This window comes from uncultured Neptuniibacter sp., from assembly GCF_947498015.1.
Classification (GTDB): domain Bacteria; phylum Pseudomonadota; class Gammaproteobacteria; order Pseudomonadales; family Balneatricaceae; genus Neptuniibacter.
Genome location: NZ_CANMIR010000013.1, coordinates 1 through 19,227 on the forward strand (window position 1 = coordinate 1; position 19,227 = coordinate 19,227).

The following is a 19,227-nucleotide window of genomic DNA, read 5'->3' on the forward strand; positions in this document are numbered from 1 at the left end:
CAACATCGCCGATGGTAGTGTGGGGCTTCCCCATGTGAGAGTAGGTCATCGCCAAGCATTTAATTAAGAGAAAGCCCAGGTCACCCAGTGATCGGGGCTTTTTCGTTTTAGGTCATATGAAGGCAGGGGTAGTCGAGTTAAGGTACCTGTTTCGTGCTGAAATCTTGCTGCAAGTTCAACCAGAAGCTATGACTGGTATTAAAGCCCTTCGCTAATTTATAAGCATGCTCCCACCCGATAGATATCTCCCCGTTAATAATTTCTCTGAAAACTTCCGGATCAATCTGACAGAGCTCTGCGGCTTCTTCAGCGCTGATTCCTGTGGGTTTCAGGTATAATTCGATAATCATTTGGCCTACACTCGGTGGCCCATTTATTATTTTCATAATTTTATACAGAGTCAGTCACAGACTGAATATAGGTAGAAATTCGCATGTCACAACAGCTTATTTATTTATTGATCGGTTTGGGAGTGGTTGTATGCATAGTTGCTGTAGTCTATATATACCGACATTACACAGTGATCAAAACTGCCAAAACGTCGCAGATTCTTCAAGCTGAACAGAGCCAGGAACGCTACCAGAAGAATCGAGCTTACCTGATAGAGAGTATTCAGGTGATTGCAAGAGCCGTCGGTAATGATGAAAAACTTACCTACACAGAAGCTTGTATGCGGCTTACCGCACTTATTGAAGCATTAGCCCCCCACCTACTTCAGCATGCTGACTTCTCTGTAATCTTTGAAGTTTATAAACGCACGGAACATATCCCTATTAAAGAGGGGTGGAAAAAGCTTTCTAAGCAGCAGCGTTGGAAGTATCAGCAGGAGATGGCTCTGTGTGATAAAGAATATGGAGAGAAGATCAAGTCTGCAGCAGCAATTCTTGCTGAGTATGATTTTGACCACATGCTACATTAAAGGTATGGAATTCCTCTTTGTTATTACCGTTAGTTTTTTTCTACTTATTGCAGTGGCCGTCGCATTTACATTCGGACGTCCGCCTGTATATAGACCTGACAGGGAGTTGGTCCTTAACTTATTGATTGATGTGATGGATAAGAAGGCCAGCATCGAGCGCTGGGAGTTGTTTCTATCACTTCCTATCTCTCATGATCCGAAATTAGAAGAGATACGCCAGCGCTGTTTAGTCATTGCGTATGGCGATGATGCTGATATAGCCTCAGGGGAGGGGATAGATGGGGCTCTGTTTGACAGGGAGGGTATGCAAAGAATTATGAAAGTTTCTGAAGATTTAAACCAATTAATATATAGCTCGCCTATATCAAAACGTTTCTGAGCTCTCATATTGTTGATGTTCAACAACACGTTGTAGTTGCCAGAGTGATCTCCAGATTGCACGGTAGTGCTCGTTGAGTAGGGCATCATGTAATTCTGCACCCACAAGTTCCAGTTCTGGGATCTGGTAAAGTCCTGCTATTCCCGTTAACTGATGACTGTGGTGACGCATAATTTTAATATCCTGCCGTCTGAACCCCAACTTAAGGCCCTCTAGTTGTTTATGCAACTCAAGGTCTAATGCACTTTGTTCGATATCATATTTAGCAAGCTCGGTGATTGATTGGGTATGCTCCATTTGTGTTGAATCTAGTGTTGCCGAGCTCTTAATGTATTTATCGATGGTCTGACATAGTTCGACATCATTGATCGGTTTTAGAAGAACATGGTTTACGCCTGCATCGGTCAGACGTTTATGCTCACTTGAAATAACGTTTGCGGTTAATGCGAGGATAGGAAGCTCTGAGTGGGACATTCGGATCTTCTGCGTAGCCTCAATGCCATCCATAACCGGCATGTGTACATCCATTAAGATCAAGTCTAATGGTTGTTTGAGCGCTAGCCGAAGCGCTTCTTCGCCGTTTCGTGCTTCAATTACCTTGGCGTTCGCCTGCTGTAGGATCTTACGTATCAGTAATCGATTAAAGTCGTTATCTTCGGCTACTAGAATAGTAGGTGATTTTCTGAGCTGGATGCTCTCCTCTTTTTGAGGATTATTCGTGTTGTAACTCCATGGAGCAAGTGCATTCAGCAGCAATTGGGTCCGTGGTGGTTTCCTCAGTTGAGTGACATTGCCAGGTAATATGATCGGGAGTGGTTGACCACTCAGCAGGATCAGTTTATTGCTGTGCTTTTCTGCAAAAGTTTTAATTTGCGCTATTTTCTCCTCCGGTACTTCATTGGTTTCCAGACCCCATAGAATGGCACTGCCAGGGTTATTTTTTACTCGATGTTCGAATTCATCAAAAGAGAAACATTCGGAAAGCAAATGACTATAATTCGTGATCTGGTTGACCAGGCTTTGGCGTACCAGAGGATTATCATCAAATATGATAACCTCACCTATATTCCGGGTTGTTGAGACTCTCTGCCTGGCACTGGCAAAAGGTATGGATAGCTCTACACGAGTGCCTGCACCTTCACGGCTGTCCAGATTAATCTCTCCGGACATCAGTTCCGTCAGGCGTTTTGCAATTACAAGCCCCAGCCCTGAGCCACCATATTTTCTCGTAATGGAGGTGTCTGCTTGAGAGAATGCCTTGAATAAGTTGTCCAGCCGCTCCTTGGGAATACCTGTCCCGCTGTCTTCAATAACAATTTTTAGCTTGGTTTCATATATATCCTGTTCGAGGAGAGAGGTATAAAGCGTAACCTGTCCCTGCGATGTGAACTTTACTGCGTTACTCACCAGATTAGTTAGAATCTGTCTAAGCCTGACCGGATCGCCGACGAGAAAGCGGGGAAGCTTAGGGTCGATTATTGGGATCAGTTCCAAGCCTTTTTCGTGAGCAGTGGCTGTCTGCATCTCAATCACATCATAGATGCAAGCTTCAAACTCAAATGGAATATCCTCTAGCTCTATCGCATTCGATTCCAATTTTGAATAATCAAGGATGTCATCAATAATGGAGAGCAGCAGCTCTGAGGTGAGATTGATGATCCGTGTATACTCTTTTTGCTCGGTTTTCAGCTCTGTTTGATTGAGTAAGCGTGCAAAGCCTGAGACGGATGTTAGTGGCGTTCTGAGTTCATGGCTCATTCTTGCGAGGAATTCATCCTTGGCCAGGTTAGCGCTGTCCGCCCTTTTCTTGGAACGGTCCAGAGCCTGATTCTGCTTTTCCAAGTGCACTAAGGTTGATCGGAGTCGCTTTGTCGCTTTGTCAACACGGCTCTCAAGTGTCTGATTTGATTCCTGTACGCGTTGTGCAAGCCGGTTGATACCCTGAGCTAAAGAGCGTAGTTCTCCCGTGCTGGATAGGCTTGCTCTCGTTTCGAGGTGACCATGTTGGAGCATCTCGATCACGTGAGTCAGTCCAAGTATCGGATTTGTAATTCGCTGACCAAAACGGGAGGCAATAAATAGAGTGCCTAAGAGCCCGATCAGGGCCAGAACAATCCCCTTGGTCAGTATCTCGAACTGACGCTCTTGGGTGGGCTTCTGCGATAAAACGATCACCACCCAGCCAATAAATTCGGGTTCAGGCTCATCTACGGTAAGGTCAGGGGCGTCCAATATATCGACCCCGGTCGCTATGACTGGGTGCAGGAAGTGAACCTGATTGTTCTTGAAGAGGGGATAGCCCGCATCCTTATCCGGGGTCGGTGCGTTTCGATTTCCCCGTGCCAGTACGGAAAAAGCGGGATTGAGAAAGATTACATCATCTATCTCAGCTGCCTTCGTGGCTGATCGGATCAAGCCTTGCAGGATCTCCGTATTCCCTACAAGTAATCCGAACTCTGCTGAAGAGGCCATCATCTGTGTCATGGTCTGCCCCTTTTCGATCAGTGCACTTTGGGCATCTGCTAACCGGGTATTAATAAAATATCCGCCGAGCAGCAGTGTGATCATGCAGAGAGGTAGCAGCGTAATAATCAGTACTCGCTGACGAATACCGAAGGTGCGCCGATTCACCTTTCCTGCTCCATCAGTTTCGATGTCAATTCCTCTTCGGATGGGAGTCGAATCCTGAGTGAATTAGCGGCTGTGTTGTTTGTGGAAACGGTGAAGTATTTTGGATATTCCGGTTCGGGTAACTGTTTATTACTCGCATAATCGATAATGAATTCTGCGGTATGTTGTCCGATCTGTTCAGGGGTGGAATGCACTGCTGCGATAGCGCCTGCTTCAACATATTTCTTTGAGAATCCAATTAGAGGGATTCTTTGGCGAAAAGAGATATAGAGTATCCATTTAGCCGTTGTACGGTTAAAGACTGATTTATCTGGAAGGGAGAGAAATAGATCTGCATCACGTATCAGAGGTTGCAGTTTATGTATCGGGTTATCATCATCCTGTAGGGTTTCATACGTCAGATCAATCGACTGTTTGGACGCTGCCTCAGTGAGGATTTTAAGATCTTTTTGAGAGTGAGGTCCCAGTGCTGTAGCAACCTTTTTCGCTTTGGGGGCAACCAACCGAGTTAGTGCCAGTTGTCTTGTATATGGCTGATCGAAAAAAATTGCACTGACTTTACGGTCCAATTTTCTTGGGTGATCCTTATATTTCTCCAGAAGTGCCTGATAGGTTTGGCGTGGCAGGAAACATATGATCAGGTTTTTTTCTGCGGGTATACGGTCAAACAGTATATCCCCGGATTTAGAGCCGATCGCCACAATGGTCTGATATCCGGTGGTGTCAAACTCAGTCAGCTCAAACTCTGAGAGTGTGATAACTTTGGCAGGGGTTTTTAAGCGATCCTGTATCTGATGAGCAACGCGTTCATAGCTGTCCAGTTGGCGGCTGATAACAAGGAGCTTATCCGCATAACTGGTGGTGGCGAAGAGAGAAAATACTAAAGCAGCGATTGGCATCAACCAATCGCGAAGCTTTGTGCTTTCCTGAGTTAACTTATTTGGCACGTCCACAATCCATTGCAGTCTCTTAAATTAAAAGGTCAGGCCCAACTGTAGGTAGGTGCGACGACCAAAGATGTTATTTGAGTAGAATTCTGCATACTCACTATCGAACAGATTCTGAACAATGAGTGATAATTCTAGCTCAGAGTGAGTATCTAGCTGATACGTATTGGATAATTTCAGATCCGTCCGAGTGTAATTGGTGCGCCCACTGTTCTTGTTACTAAACCCTTCGATCCATTCTGCGTGATCCATATAGTAATGCGTTAACGCTACTAGACTATTATCCGTCGGCTTGGTCGATAATAAAAGCGAGGCGGTATGTAAGGGGGAAATAGGGTTGATGGGTACTAATCTTGGATTAGCCTCAGGGTAAGCGCCGCGGTTCCAAATGCCCCGTGTCTGGTTGTAACTGTAATTAAAAATCAAGGTGTTTTTATGAGGTGAAGGATCTGCATATTTGAACTGGAACTCCGCGCCTTGATTTGTCCACTCTGAATTGTTCTGACCTATGTCGTAATCGCCATCAAATGTGTCTTCTGGTGCAGGGTCTATTTTTGTGCTGCGTATTGTAGCGTTGCTGATATCTTCGTAGAAGATTCTTAGATCAAAATGGCTGCCATGCTCTGGCCATATATAAAAGAAACCGAGCTCAAAGGTATCGATCTCTTCGGAATCGAGGTGTCCGGGTAGGTTTAGCAGATCGGTTGTGCCAGGGATTATTGCGCTGTAATCAATAAGAGCACGTCGATTGGTTTCTAGCAAGGATGGCATTCTGTGAGCATGAGAAAAGGCTGTTCTTATAGTGGATACATCACTCAAAGCATAATTGAGTGCTGTTCTGTATGAGGCGGCTCCTCCGATGAAGGAACTCTCTTCAAACATAGCACCTGCATTCAGAGTTACTTTATCCGTTGCTTTGTATTGCACATTACCAAAAAGCTGCCAGCGGTTGCCATGAATCCAATCCTTATCTGGATATTGGAGAAGTACGTCACTTTTGACCCGCTCATGTATTAAGTCACTACCTATCACCGCGCTAACCTCTTCAGAAGGGTTAGTTGTGTATAAAAATCCAACTGTGTGGGTCTGAGCAGTACCTCGTTCAGTATCTTTAGGTGCCACACTGCCATAATTTGCATCCAGAATGGCTTGCACTTGTGCTACTGAGAATGGCCCTGCATCCCCATTAGCTACCAATTCTTCGGCAGTAAAGTTTTCAGTTTCAAGCTTTAAATAGTTATGGCTATAACGAAGTTGGAGTTCTGATTGATCTTCAAGTACGCGGCTCCAGCGAATATCCTGAAAATTGGATAGGTGCTCCCTTGGTGTGAAGCCCGCGTCATCAATATCCTTTTTATCCGAATCACCGCGATATGCATATCCTTTGGTGGCGCCTACATCAAAATGGATAGTGTCGGAGAGATTAGGGGTTAGCGAACCAGAAAGAGTGATAAATTTGTTATGAGCGCCATCATTATAATAATCGCTACCGTCATTTTTCTCGCTACCAGCGGATAGGGTGTAACTAATATTTGAAACAGTATCTGAATGGCGTGCGGTTACGTTTTTTGTGCCAAGGGAGCCTGTTGTAGCTTTGACTGCAGTGCCTGATTCGGCCACTGGATACTTAGTAATAATATTGATGGCACCAAGAAATGCATTGGAACCATGGGTTGGAACATTCGAACCGCGAACGACCTCAATATAATCAATATCGTCAACGGTGATTCCGATAGTCTCCCAGACAACCGTGGATAGCAGAGGAATATAGATGGATCTGCCGTTAATCATTACTTCCATACGCGAGGGGAAGTCATCGGTAACGCCGTGGTAGGTAACACCCATTTTATTTGTATTAACGTGAAATACCTGCATGCCAGGCACTAAACGGAAAAGGTCGGGTATATTTAATGCGCCTGAAGCTTCGATCATATGCTGATCAATGATGGATATTGCTGCAGGCGCTTCAGTTAACTTTTGTGACAAGTGAGTAGCGGAAATCACCTGTGGAATATCAATGAAGAGATCTTCTTCAGTAAAATCAGATGCCTGGTCAGTTACCGCAAGGGTAGCAGAGGAAAAAGTGGCCGTCAGAAACCAGCCTAATGTGCGTATAGATTTTCCTGACAATACAGAGAGATTCATAGTTGATAAACATTCCAGTGAAACAGGATCATACTGTGCGTAAATGATGTTAAAAAAATCAAATCTTCAAGCCAACATAGATGACAATAGCGCCCATTACCAACGCTTCTAGAATAAAACCGTTATTTTCCAATATCCAAGTCATCATCAATCATAGCAATCGTTCATTAACTCTATGATAGCGATATGTCAGCCGTAAATGAACCGATGTAATCGTCTTATCCCTTTAGCATTAGATGAAGGCTCATTTTGTGATTAATGCTATGCAATAAATTGTACCCATCTGCTTCGACTATTGGGTATCTGTTAAGGGGTGTTTTAGTTGGTAAAATAGCTGAAAAGTTATTGAAGATTCAATTGAAAATTAAAGGTGTCTCTCATGTGGGAAATCTCAGGGTTGAAAGTGATCCATCAAACAGGACTGGAGATAGAGGTGACATCAGGGTGTTTCTCAAATCCGATGGATCTGGCCGTGAGAGGGGATAAACAGGTTGCTCCGAGTATATTGGCATCTCTGATCCGTGAAGGAATTGATTATGCTGCGCGGATAACACGTTCTTTGGAAAAGAGCGATGCGATGACAGCATCTTCTCTATCTCGTCCAATTTTAAAGCTTAAAAAGTGACTCCTTCTGACTTTTCATATCAGAATATCTGCTAAAGATTTTTTACGTTTGTAGGGGCTGGCTAAGGGAAGAAGCGATTAAGTCCCTACACATGAGATAATTCAGGCTAATAAAGACCTGAAGAGATCGAACATGGAACAGCTAGGTTCAACAGTGACTATCAGCTAAAAAGTGCCAAAGCTTCACAGTTCTTATCGTTACCGGGTCTGGATGGGTTATATCTACCTTAAATAATCCTTACCACAAGAAAAGTGCTTGCTGAAAGCTCGGATAAGACCGGACTAGAGGGAATTCTTAATTCCCTCTTTGATTCTTCAATTGTGCTAAATCTATGTAGATTCTTTAGAGGTTATTAGAATCTATTGGATTTTATAGTGCACAGAATCCGCACAGGAAATTTACAAGTTATAGACCGGAAATGAATTTTAGGCACAAAAAAAGCGGCCATCTTTCGATTCCGCTTCTCTATCAGAGCCCTTGTCTTACAAGGGTTTTCTCCTGTTCCTCAAAGGGTTGAGGAGGATGGTACCAGCGGCCGGACTCGAACCGGCACGCCCGTGAAGGCAAGGGATTTTGAATCCCTCATGTCTACCAATTTCATCACGCTGGCACAAAAGAGAGGCGTATTATAGAAAGCTGGACGCTTTCGTCAATCGAAAGCGTGCAAAAACTGAAAAAAAATAACTTTTCCGGTACAATCCCCGCCCTTCTGAAAATTCATCAACCAAATCGAAGAACTTCCTGAATGCAGGTAAAAGATTTTTACTTTGAGCTCCCTGAAGAGCTGATTGCCAGTTACCCATTGGAGCAACGTAGCGAGAGCCGTCTACTGTCAGTGGACGGTAATAGTGGTGAGCTGAAACACGGTACATTCATCGATGTACTTGAGTTATTCCAACCAGGTGACCTGGTGATCTTCAATGATACACGTGTGATACCTGCCAGATTATTTGGACAGAAAGCTTCAGGTGGTAAGGTTGAGGTCCTTATAGAGCGTGTGCTGGACGAGAAGCGAGCGCTTGCTCACGTTCGGTCCAGTCGTTCGCCAAAGCCAGGTGCTATTCTGCATCTTGAGGGTGGGGTTGATGCTGAGATGGTCGGTCGCCACGAGAATCTGTTTGAGCTGCAGTTTCAGATTGAGGGGAATCTGGTCGAAGCCCTTGAAACACACGGTCATATGCCTCTGCCTCCGTATATGAAACGGGAAGACCAGTTGTCTGATCGTGAGCGTTATCAGACGGTCTATAACAAGAAGCCAGGGGCTGTTGCTGCACCAACGGCCGGTCTGCATTTTGATGAAGCGTTGCTGGCAAAACTGGATGCAAAGGGAGTTCAGCGAGCATTCGTTACATTGCATGTGGGAGCAGGTACTTTCCAGCCAGTCAAAGTCGAAAATATAGACCAGCATGTGATGCACTCTGAATACATTGAAGTCAGCCAAGAGGTGTGTGATCTGGTCAAGCGGACCCGGGCGGAAGGGAATCGTGTTATAGCTGTTGGTACAACCAGTGTGCGTAGCCTGGAAAGTGCCAGTCAGGGAGGAGAGATTGCGCCCTTTTTTGGCGATAGCGATATCTTTATCTTCCCCGGATATGAGTTTCAATCGGTGGATGCGATGATCACCAATTTTCATCTGCCGGAATCAACACTGTTGATGTTAGTGAGCGCTTTTTCAGGCTTTGATCATATGAAAAATGCATATAAGGAAGCGGTAGCGCAGAAATACCGTTTCTTCAGTTATGGTGATGCGATGTATCTGACTCGTCAAACCAACAATCAGACTGAACTGTCGTAGCAGAGGTGAAAATGAGTAGACAATGTTTTATGCAGTTCGAAAAGATTGCAACTGATGGTAAAGCGCGACGTGCCCGTCTGACTTTTCCCCGAGGCACCGTCGAAACACCTGCCTTTATGCCGGTAGGTACTTACGGAACAGTTAAAGGAATGACCCCAAGGGATATCGAGGCGACGGGTGCACAAATCATTTTGGGTAATACGTTCCATCTGATGCTCCGTCCCGGGACTGAAATTGTTCAACAGCATGGAGATCTGCATGATTTTATGCAGTGGAAGGGCCCAATTCTGACGGATTCCGGTGGTTTTCAGGTCTTCAGCCTGGGGAAAATGCGAAAAATTACTGAAGAGGGTGTGACATTCCAGTCGCCTGTGAACGGCAGTAAGGTTTTTATGGGCCCGGAAGAGTCGATGCAGGTTCAGCGTGAACTGGGTTCTGATATTGTGATGATCTTTGATGAGTGCACGCCGTACCCTGCCACAGAAGTCGAAGCGGCTGAATCGATGCGTTTATCGATGCGCTGGGCGAAACGTTCGAAAGAGGCGCATGGTGATAACCCATCTGCGCTGTTTGGTATCGTGCAGGGGGGAATGTATCCACACCTGCGTGATGAATCGATGCAGGGACTGGATGAGATCGGTTTTGACGGTTATGCGATCGGCGGACTCTCGGTCGGCGAGCCTAAAGATGAGATGGTCAAGGTCCTGGATCATCTCGCGCACAAAATGCCTGCGGATAAGCCCCGGTATCTGATGGGGGTTGGTAAGCCTGAGGATATTGTCGAGGCGGTGCGCCGTGGCGTTGATATGTTTGATTGTGTGATGCCGACGCGAAATGCACGTAATGGTTTTCTATTCACATCAAACGGAGTCGTTAAGATCCGTAACGCCGTCAATAAAACAGATACACGGCCTCTAGATGATACCTGTGACTGTTATACATGCCAGAACTTTAGCCGCTCTTATCTGCATCATCTGGATAAGTGTAAAGAGATTCTGGGTGCGCAGCTGAACACTATACACAACCTGCATTATTATCAGGTACTTATGGCTGGATTGCGTCAGGCTATCGAACAAGGTAAATTGAGCGACTTTGTGGACGATTTTTATCGCAAGCGAGGACTTGAAACCCCGCCGCTTGACTCCATATAGCTTTAGATAACGACAAGATATTCTTACATTATTTTCAGGAGTAGCTAAATGAGCTTCTTTATCTCCCCAGCATTTGCTGAAGGTGCTGCCGGTGGCCAGATGGAATCTGGTATGTTTAATCTGCTGTTTTTGGTTGGCTTTGGTCTGATTTTTTACTTCTTCATGTGGCGTCCACAGGCTAAACGTGCCAAAGAGCATAAAGAGTTGCTGGGCGGGTTAAGCAAAGGTGATGAAGTGATCACAGCAGGTGGCATCCTGGGTAAGGTTGTTAACCTCAACGATGATTACGTTGTACTGGAAGTGAGTGAAGGTACAGAACTTACTTTCCAAAAAACTCACGTTTCTGCTGCTCTGCCAAAAGGCACTATCAAGAGCATCTAAGCTAATCCACAGGCGCCACTGTTACAGTGGCGCTTCTGTTTCTATCAGGGAAAGGGCGCCATGCTCAATCGATACCCCCTCTGGAAAAACCTGTTAATCCTTTTTGTCCTGGTATTTGGTGGTTTATATGCAGCCCCCAATATCTATCCGGATGATTATGCTATCCAGTTAACCGGAAGCCGGGATGTGTTTCAGGTCGATCAACCGCTGATCGATAAAGTTACTGCTGCATTGGAGCGACAAAATGTCGCGATAAAATCTACTGAGCTTGAAAATAAGCACGGTCTGATTCGGTTTGCCGACGGTGAGGCACAGTTAAAAGCGAAAGATATTATCTCACGGGTTGTCGGAGATGATTATGTTGTCGCACTGAATCTGGCACCCACTACTCCTGACTGGCTGACGTCCATTGGCGCGGGTCCAATGAAGTTGGGTCTTGATCTGCGAGGTGGTGTTCACTTTCTGTTAGAGGTTGATCTACCTAAGGCGGTCAGTCAGAAGCTGGAAAATTATGCGTCTGAAATAAAAGGTCGGCTGCGTGAAGAGCGCCTGAGATACCGTAAACTGGAAACGCTGGAAAACGGCGCGTTAGCGGTTAAATTTGCTAAAGCAGAGGTGCGTGATACAGCGGTTGATCTGCTTCGTAAAGAGTTTCAGGAGTTTTTGGTCTCTGCCGATGAGCGTGATGGATCGTTCTTTGCGGTTATCAATCTGACTGAACAGGCTGTGCGTGATATTGAAACCTACGCGATCAAACAGAACCTGACGACCCTGAGAAACCGAGTTAATGAACTCGGTGTGGCAGAACCGTTGGTTCAGCGTCAGGGGCGTAACCGAATCGTTGTACAGCTACCAGGTATCCAGGATACAGCCGCAGCGAAGCGGATTATTGGTAAAACAGCGACACTGGAGTTTCGTCTTGAAGCTAAACCAGGGGCCAGCTCGGCACGTACGGAAGTGTATGAGTTTCGTAGTGAGTTAGGCCGTAAAGCAACACTGGAAAAAGATATCATCATTAAAGGTGATAACGTTGCGAACGCACAGGCTTCTTTCGACGAGAATGGCCAGCCACAGGTTAATATTACACTGGACTCTAAAGGTGGCGAGTTGATGGCTCGTACAACCAAGAATGCAGTTCAGCGTCGTATGGCTGTGCTCTTTGTGGAAGATAAAGAGCGTACTGTTTACAAAACCGTTGAAGGTGAGCAGGTAGCTGAGAAAATTCGCTATCAGGAAAAAGGGATTATCTCTCTGGCAACCATTCAATCTGTATTAGGTAACCAGTTCCGTATTACCGGGCTGGATGGTGCCGGTGAGTCGTCTGAACTGGCATTACTGTTACGTGCAGGTGCACTTGCAGCCCCGATCTACTTTGTTGAAGAGCGTACGGTTGGGCCTAGCTTGGGTGCACAAAACATTGAGATGGGTGTGACCTCTGTTCAGATTGGCCTCGGGCTGGTATTGGTCTTTATGATCCTTTATTACCGTGTCTTTGGTGTGTTGGCTAATATTGCACTGTCTTTAAACCTGATGATGCTGATAGCGGTGATGTCGATGCTGTCCGCAACACTGACGCTACCCGGTATCGCCGGTATTGTGTTAACCGTGGGTATGGCTGTTGATGCAAACGTACTGATCTTCTCGCGTATCAAAGAGGAGTTAAAGAATGGCTTGCCGCCACAATCTGCCATCAATGCAGGTTTTGGACGTGCATTCACAACTATCTTTGATGCAAACATTACCACTCTGCTTGCAGCGGTCATCCTATTTGCAATGGGTACGGGGCCTGTCAAAGGGTTCGCAGTAACATTGTCTGTCGGTATTCTGACATCGATGTTCACAGCCATTCTGGTAACCCGGGCGTTGGTCAATCTGGCCTACGGCGGTCGTCAGATCAGCAAGCTGTCAATTTAGGGGGCGGTGATGTCTACTGAAAAGATTTATAACTTTATGGGGCTGCGTAAGATCGCGGCACTTTGTTCAGTTGCTCTGCTGGTCATCTCTATCGGAGCGCTAAGTGTTAACGGCCTTAAGTTCGGTCTGGATTTTACCGGTGGTAGTTTAGTAGAGATCGGCTATGAGCAGCCTGCAGATCTGAATAAGATCCGTGAGCAGCTCAAAGTGGTGGGGTACGACGATGCCGTTGTGCAAACCTTTGGCTCGCCGACAGATATACTTATCCGCTTAGGCCAGGATCATGATCCTCAGCTGGGCGACAAAGTATTAGACGCCCTGCAGCAGGGTGAAAGTCAGACACTGAATCTACGCCGTAACGAGTTTGTTGGTGCTCAGGTGGGTGAAGAGCTGCGTGAGCAGGGTGGCCTGGGCATGCTGCTCGCGCTATTCATGATCATGGTCTACGTCGCTTTTCGTTTCCAGATCAAGTTCTCCTTAGGTGCCGTTGCTGCCCTGGCGCATGACGTTCTTATCGTCTTGGGTTTTTTCGCGATATTCAGACTGGACTTTGATCTGACTGTGCTGGCCGCTATCCTGGCGGTGATCGGCTACTCCCTGAACGACACTATCGTGGTGTCTGACCGTATCCGTGAGAACTTCCGTAAGATGCGTAAGGGGACTTCACTTGAGATCATGAATGCCTCTTTAAGCCAGACATTAGGGCGTACTTTAGTGACCTCCTTAACGACATTGCTGGTGCTGGTAGCACTGTCGGTCTTTGGCGGTGAGATGATTCACGGCTTTGCGGTTGCGCTGTTGGTTGGTGTGCTGGTCGGAACCTACTCGTCCATCTACGTTGCAGCCAATGTGCTGATGGCGATGAATATCTGTAAGGAAGATCTGCTTCCACCTGAAGAGAAAGAACAGGAGGTCGATGATCGGCCTTAATCGTTCATTAAAAGAGCCGGCGGATGCCGGCTCTTTTATTTCCGCTTTATATGCAGATGCGTGATATGCTTTTAATAAGAAATTCCTGTTTCTATCCCCTTAGAGATCCCTATGAGCAAAGACTGGACTAAGAATGACCCTAAAGCCGCAATGGAAGCGGAGAAGTATGATAACCCGGTGCCTAGTCGTGAATTTATTTTGCAATTCATGCAGGAGTGGGGAGCCCCGATCGGGCATGCTCAGCTTTGTGAAGAGATGGGGGTATGGGAAGATGAGAGTCGGGATGCTGTTTTTTTCCGACTCAAGGCGATGTGCCGCGACGGTCAGCTCCTGAGCAATCGGCGTAATGAATTTGCATTGATGGATAAGATGTCGCTGATCAAAGGGCGGGTGATTGGGCATCGCGATGGTTTCGGCTTCGTCAAACCTGAAGAGGGCGGAGACGATCTGAAATTAAGTCCCAGACAGATGCGTCAGGTCTTTGATGGTGATCGCGTACTGGTTCAAGAGATCAATGTAGATTTCAAGGGCCGCCGAGAAGGCAAAATTGTTGACGTGCTGGAACGTAATACCCGTAAGCTGGTGGGGCGTTTTAGTGGCCAGGAGGGGTTTGGTTATCTGCGTCCTGAGAATCAGCGGATCACTCAGGAGATCATGATTGTTCCAGACCCGGAAAATCCACAGACTTATAAAGATGGCCAACTGGTGGTTGCTGAGTTATTAAGCCAACCTGGAAAGCGTCAGCTTCCTCAGGCCAAGGTAGTGGAAGTGTTGGGTGACCATATGGCTCCGGGGATGGAGATCACCGTTGCCATTCATAACTATGAGATCCCACATGAGTGGCCTGAGAGTGTTCGCCAAGAGGTCGGAGAGCTATCCGCAGAAGTTGAAGAGAGTGCGAAGCTAAATCGTATTGATCTCCGTGATCTGCCGCTGGTTACTATCGATGGGGAAGATGCAAAAGATTTTGATGATGCGGTCTACGCAGAGAGAAAGCGTTCAGGAGGGTGGCGTCTTTGGGTCGCGATTGCAGATGTTTCCTGGTATGTAAGGCCTGGGTCTGAATTGGATCAGGAAGCTTACCTGCGTGCTAATTCAACTTATTTTCCAGAGTTTGTTGTTCCGATGCTACCGGAGCTGTTATCAAACGGACTCTGCTCTCTGAATCCAGATGTGGATCGACTTGCCATGGTCTGTGAGATGACCATCAGTGAGTCCGGTAACCTCTCAAGCTATCAGTTCTACGAGGCTGTGATCCGTTCACATGCGCGGCTGACCTACACGAAAGTAGGTCAGATGCTGATGCAGCCGGAGGAGGATGCATCACAAGCATTGCGGTCTGAATACGCACATGTGCTGCCGCATCTTGAGGATCTATACTCTCTTTACTTTGCACTAAGGGGCGCGCGTGAGAGCCGTGGGGCTATCGATTTTGAAACAACAGAGACCCGCATGGTCTTTGGTGATAACCGCAAGATCGATGAGATCGTACCGGTATATCGAAATGATGCACATAAACTGATTGAAGAGTGCATGCTCTGCGCAAATGTCGCGACTGCACGATTTCTGAAAAAATTAGATATCCCCGCAATCTACCGTGTACATGAAGGACCGAAGGCGCAGAAACTGGAGAACCTGAGGGCTTATCTCGGGGAGCTGGGGCTCAATCTTGGCGGGGCTGAGAAGCCTGAGCCGAAGCATTATCAAGAGCTGGCGGAGTGGATTGAAGAGCGTCCAGATCGTCATCTGATACAGACGATGATGTTACGTTCCATGCAGCAAGCGGTTTATAGCCCTGATAATCAGGGGCACTTCGGCTTGGCCTATCCAGCATATACCCACTTTACTTCACCCATTCGGCGTTACCCTGATCTTCTGGTGCATCGTTTGATCCGTGCTGCGATCCATGCAGGCAAAGAGGATAAAGCGATCTTGCGCCCGGAAGGGTTTAGTTCGGATAAAGCATTTGCCTGTAGCTATTCGATGGAGGAGTTGCTGCAGTTAGGTGAACACTGCTCTATGACTGAGCGGCGCTCCGATGAGGCGACACGGGATGTTGTTGCCTGGTTGAAATGCGAATATATGCAGGAGCATGTAGGTGATGAGTATGAAGGTGTTATCTCAGCCGTAACAGGGTTTGGTGTTTTTGTTGAGCTTGATGAGCTTTTCGTTGAGGGACTGGTGCATATAACGGCCTTGCCCGGGGATTATTACGTCTTTGATCAGGCTAAACAGCGGTTAGTCGGTGAACGGACGCGTAAGACATTCAAGCTCGGAGACCGCCTGAGAGTCAAGGTTGTGCGTGTTGATCTTGATGAGCGCAAAATTGACTTTGAACTCAGTGAGCAGAAAGCTCAACCACGTAAGAAATCCACTCGCCAACTGCTGGCTGAGGGTAAGCTCGGGGCTAAGCAGGGTGCATCATCAGATAAAAAGTTGCCGGGTCACAAGCATGAGTGGGGACATCGTCCTGCCAAAAAAGAGGAGCGGGTTAAGCCTCGCCAAGGGTCTAAGCGGGCAGCGTTACTCAAATCCAGAAAGAAAAAAGATGTTGACCTTAATGATGTACCAAAGAAAAAGATCGCCAACGATAAAGTTGCCTCCGGACGCGGTGATCTATCTCCAGCTGAACAAGAGCTACTCGAGTTCAGTCGGGGAGGGAAAGGGAAGAGTAATAAATCTAAAAAACGTCGGGTTACAGCGAAGCCTAAGTTAAAAGGTAAACAGAAAGGGCTGAAGGTTAAAAAAGCCAAACGCTGATAGTAATGTATCCCAGAGTAAATAAGGCCAGCCCCAGAGAGAGCTGGCTTTTTTTTGCGAAGGGGGTCGCCGAATGGTGATAGAACAGTAATATGCGGAACAGTCCGGCTGTAATCAGCGCTTCAAGCAGTCCGGCAATGATATCCAGCGGCCAGTGAACTCCCAGAATAACGCGGGATAGAGCAAGCATCCCTGCTAGCACAAGTGCAATCAGGTAACCCAGCTTCCTATGTTGATTGTTTTCACCTGTGAGTAGTAGAACTGCTAGAAGCAGAATCAGTGTACCGCCGGCGCTACTATGTCCGCTTGGGAAACTGTAACTACTTAGATCATGGCCACTTTCAGGTCTGGGGACGGAGAGGGTGAGCTTGAATACCGTATTGACCAGCTTGTTTAGTAAAAGCGTTGCAGCAAAGTATAGAGCGATACGTATATTCTGAATTTGGATGAGCCACACCAGAGTTATTAGCAGTGCGATCACAATATAAAGCTTATCTCCTAGGTGGGTAATGATCTGTGCAGAATGGGAGATAAGTGTACCCATCAGGGTGGTGTCTGGTTGTAGCAGACTGAACGTGCTGTGATTCCACTCCCCCCACTGCTGGCTCAACTGCATATAAACGATGATTGAGAATAGAGCGGTTGAGGCCAATGTCAGACTGATTGCGGCCCAGGGGGCGTTCTGACTGATGGAGGTCAGTTTGTTGTGTGAGGTGTTCAACAACCACAAACAGATGAAGCCTACCAGTGCGCTTTCCAGCGCAATAGTCCAGTTGATATCTATCTCTGTCAGAGCTGTGCCTGCAGCATAACCGGGAAGAAGGTAGGCAGGAGCCCAGAGCATCGCGCAGATCAGGTTGGTAACACCGTACCTTGTGTAAGGCATCTTGCAGGTACCTGCAATGAAGGGAAGTAGAGGGCGTAGCGGACCGATAAAGCGACCGGCCAGTAGTCCCCAGAAACCATATTTGCTGAAAAACTGAACCCCTTTATCAAATCCACTTTGGTATTTTTTAAATGGATTTGAGTGGATGATGCGATCGGAATAGTGTCGGCCCAATAGATAACTAAAACCATCACCAAGAAATGAACCGATAAACCCGGCGAAGAGAAGAGCAGGAATCGGGAGCTGTTGCTGTGCTGCGAGTGTTGCCAGCGTAAAGAGAAACGCTACACCTGGTATCAGAAGACCGATAAAAGCAAATGATTCGAGCAAGGCAACGCTAGCAATGACTAATAGCAGGAGCGTGTGGCTGTCTTGTATCAGGGAGGTGATCGGCATCTTCAGCGGTCTATGACGGTAGTGGACCTACATATTTTAGAGTTAAGCGATGTTAATAAATAGGCCCTCTATAGCGGCTTTGTTATAATCGGCGATAACCTGTGATTTCCTTTGGGACCTAGTGAATGAAAGAGATTATTCTGCTGAATATTTCCGGTGAAGATAAACCGGGTGTGACTTCTGCCATTACCAGTATCTTGGCTGAATATGAGATCAATATCCTCGATATTGGGCAGGCTGTTATTCACGACACCCTCTCCTTGGGTATCCTGATTGAGGTCCCCAAAGCTGCGGAGTCCTCCCCTTTGCTGAGAGATATTCTTTTTAAAGCGCATGAGCTCAATATGAATATCCGCTTCCAGCCAGTAGAGGAAGATAATTATGAGCACTGGGTTGATGGGCAGGGTAAGTCACGTCATATCATCACACTACTTTCTCGAAAACTGAGTTCAGCGCATATCGCTACGGTCACCGAGATTGCAGCAGGTCATGGTCTTAATATTGATAATATTAATCGTTTGTCCGGTCGTATCAGTCTGAATGAGAGTTCAGATCAGACAAAGGCGTGTGTGGAATTTTCTGTACGTGGTGCTCCTTCAGATACCGCGGCGTTGAGAGCTGAGTTTCTGAAGGCGGCCAGTGATCTGGATGTGGATATTGCGTTCCAGAAAGATGATATTTTCCGCCGTAACCGCCGTCTTGTGGTGTTTGATATGGATTCAACTCTGATCGAGGCGGAAGTTATTGATGAGTTGGCAAAAGAGGCGGGCGTTGGAGAGCAGGTTGCAGAGATCACTGAGGCTGCAATGCGAGGCGAGATCGACTTCAACGAAAGCTTCCGCCGAAGAATGGCGTTATTGAAGGGGTTGGATGTCTCCGTTCTGGATGATATTGCTGAACGCTTACCGATGACAGAGGGAGCGGAGGAGCTGGTATCAAACCTGAAAGCACTGGGGTTCAAAACCGCCATTCTTTCCGGGGGGTTCAACTACTTTGCTAGCCATCTTCAGAAAAAGTTGGGATTTGACTATGTCTATGCAAATGAACTTGATATTGATAGCAATGGCAAAGTGACCGGCGAGGTGAAAGGGACGATTGTTAACGGTGAGCGCAAAGCTGAGCTGTTACGTGAAATTGCGCGCAAAGAGGGGATTAAACTTGAGCAGACTATCGCTGTCGGCGATGGTGCTAATGACCTTCCGATGCTCTCTATTGCCGGTCTGGGAATCGCCTTCAGGGCTAAGCCGTTAGTGAGGGAGAGCGCTAAACAAGCGATCTCAACTCTGGGCCTTGATGGTATTCTCTATCTGATAGGTTTCCGGGATCGTGATACTCTAAACTGAAAAAAAAGCCGCTTTTAAAGCGGCT

15 protein-coding genes and 1 tRNA gene are annotated in these 19,227 nt (G+C 46.8%); 10 read left to right on the plus strand and 6 right to left on the minus strand.

Annotated elements, in window-relative coordinates:
* Nucleotides 1-137 precede the first annotated feature (137 nt).
* Entirely contained in the window at nt 138-386 is a 249-nt protein-coding gene (locus Q0882_RS14175) for a HigA family addiction module antitoxin (protein ID WP_299182970.1), read from the minus strand.
* Between the two features lie 47 nt (nt 387-433).
* On the opposite strand from Q0882_RS14175, the gene Q0882_RS14180 reads away from it, so the two are divergent.
* Together Q0882_RS14180 and Q0882_RS14185 are read left to right on the plus strand one after the other, a co-directional pair.
* On the plus strand, nt 434-919 hold the full coding sequence (locus tag Q0882_RS14180; RefSeq protein ID WP_299182971.1) for a DUF2489 domain-containing protein: 486 nt from the start codon (nt 434-436) through the stop codon (nt 917-919).
* A gap of 4 nt (nt 920-923) precedes the next feature.
* Complete coding sequence (locus Q0882_RS14185; RefSeq protein WP_299182973.1) at nt 924-1,298, plus strand: hypothetical protein; 375 nt, start codon at nt 924-926, stop codon at nt 1,296-1,298.
* On the opposite strand, the gene Q0882_RS14190 is transcribed toward Q0882_RS14185, so the two are convergent.
* From Q0882_RS14190 to Q0882_RS14200, 3 genes are read right to left on the minus strand one after another with little or no spacing between them, the layout of a single operon-like run.
* Nucleotides 1,284-3,929 (minus strand): ATP-binding protein, encoded by a 2,646-nt coding sequence (locus Q0882_RS14190; RefSeq protein ID WP_299182974.1) that lies wholly within the window; start codon nt 3,927-3,929, stop codon nt 1,284-1,286. The two genes, Q0882_RS14185 and Q0882_RS14190, sit on opposite strands and share 15 nt — an antisense overlap.
* On the minus strand, nt 3,926-4,876 hold the full coding sequence (locus Q0882_RS14195) for an ABC transporter substrate binding protein (RefSeq protein WP_299182975.1): 951 nt from the start codon (nt 4,874-4,876) through the stop codon (nt 3,926-3,928). Before Q0882_RS14195 ends, Q0882_RS14190 begins: the two co-directional genes overlap by 4 nt.
* A gap of 27 nt (nt 4,877-4,903) precedes the next feature.
* Nucleotides 4,904-7,021, minus strand: a complete 2,118-nt coding sequence (locus Q0882_RS14200) for a TonB-dependent siderophore receptor (protein WP_299182977.1) — start codon at nt 7,019-7,021, stop codon at nt 4,904-4,906.
* A 379-nt stretch (nt 7,022-7,400) separates the two neighbouring features.
* On the opposite strand from Q0882_RS14200, the gene Q0882_RS14205 reads away from it, so the two are divergent.
* A complete protein-coding gene (locus Q0882_RS14205; RefSeq protein ID WP_299182979.1) occupies nt 7,401-7,646 on the plus strand; it encodes a hypothetical protein in 246 nt (81 codons plus the stop codon).
* Nucleotides 7,647-8,169: 523 nt separating this feature from the next.
* On the opposite strand, the gene Q0882_RS14210 is transcribed toward Q0882_RS14205, so the two are convergent.
* Nucleotides 8,170-8,256 (minus strand) — tRNA-Leu (locus Q0882_RS14210).
* A 135-nt stretch (nt 8,257-8,391) separates the two neighbouring features.
* Here Q0882_RS14210 and queA point away from each other — a divergent pair.
* From queA to rnr, 6 genes are all read left to right on the plus strand, one after another.
* The gene (gene queA, locus Q0882_RS14215; protein WP_299182982.1) at nt 8,392-9,441 is read left to right on the plus strand and encodes a tRNA preQ1(34) S-adenosylmethionine ribosyltransferase-isomerase QueA; all 1,050 of its coding nucleotides are present in this window, start codon (nt 8,392-8,394) and stop codon (nt 9,439-9,441) included.
* A gap of 11 nt (nt 9,442-9,452) precedes the next feature.
* Complete coding sequence (tgt, locus tag Q0882_RS14220; protein ID WP_299182983.1) at nt 9,453-10,592, plus strand: tRNA guanosine(34) transglycosylase Tgt; 1,140 nt, start codon at nt 9,453-9,455, stop codon at nt 10,590-10,592.
* A 48-nt stretch (nt 10,593-10,640) separates the two neighbouring features.
* Nucleotides 10,641-10,973: a preprotein translocase subunit YajC gene (gene yajC / locus Q0882_RS14225; RefSeq protein WP_299182985.1), complete on the plus strand. Its 333-nt coding sequence runs from the start codon at nt 10,641-10,643 to the stop codon at nt 10,971-10,973.
* 60 nt (nt 10,974-11,033) lie between these two features.
* Nucleotides 11,034-12,887, plus strand: coding sequence for a protein translocase subunit SecD (gene secD, locus Q0882_RS14230; protein WP_299182986.1), 1,854 nt, complete (start codon nt 11,034-11,036; stop codon nt 12,885-12,887).
* A 9-nt stretch (nt 12,888-12,896) separates the two neighbouring features.
* Nucleotides 12,897-13,817: a protein translocase subunit SecF gene (secF, locus tag Q0882_RS14235; RefSeq protein WP_299182987.1), complete on the plus strand. Its 921-nt coding sequence runs from the start codon at nt 12,897-12,899 to the stop codon at nt 13,815-13,817.
* A gap of 111 nt (nt 13,818-13,928) precedes the next feature.
* A complete protein-coding gene (rnr, locus tag Q0882_RS14240; RefSeq protein ID WP_299182988.1) occupies nt 13,929-16,577 on the plus strand; it encodes a ribonuclease R in 2,649 nt (882 codons plus the stop codon).
* Here rnr and Q0882_RS14245 read toward each other — a convergent pair.
* Complete coding sequence (locus Q0882_RS14245; protein WP_299182989.1) at nt 16,558-17,859, minus strand: phosphatase PAP2 family protein; 1,302 nt, start codon at nt 17,857-17,859, stop codon at nt 16,558-16,560. The genes rnr and Q0882_RS14245 overlap by 20 nt on opposite strands.
* A 125-nt stretch (nt 17,860-17,984) precedes the next feature.
* Here Q0882_RS14245 and serB point away from each other — a divergent pair, with 125 nt between their 5' ends.
* Nucleotides 17,985-19,202, plus strand: coding sequence for a phosphoserine phosphatase SerB (serB, locus tag Q0882_RS14250; protein WP_299182990.1), 1,218 nt, complete (start codon nt 17,985-17,987; stop codon nt 19,200-19,202).
* Nucleotides 19,203-19,227 lie beyond the last annotated feature (25 nt).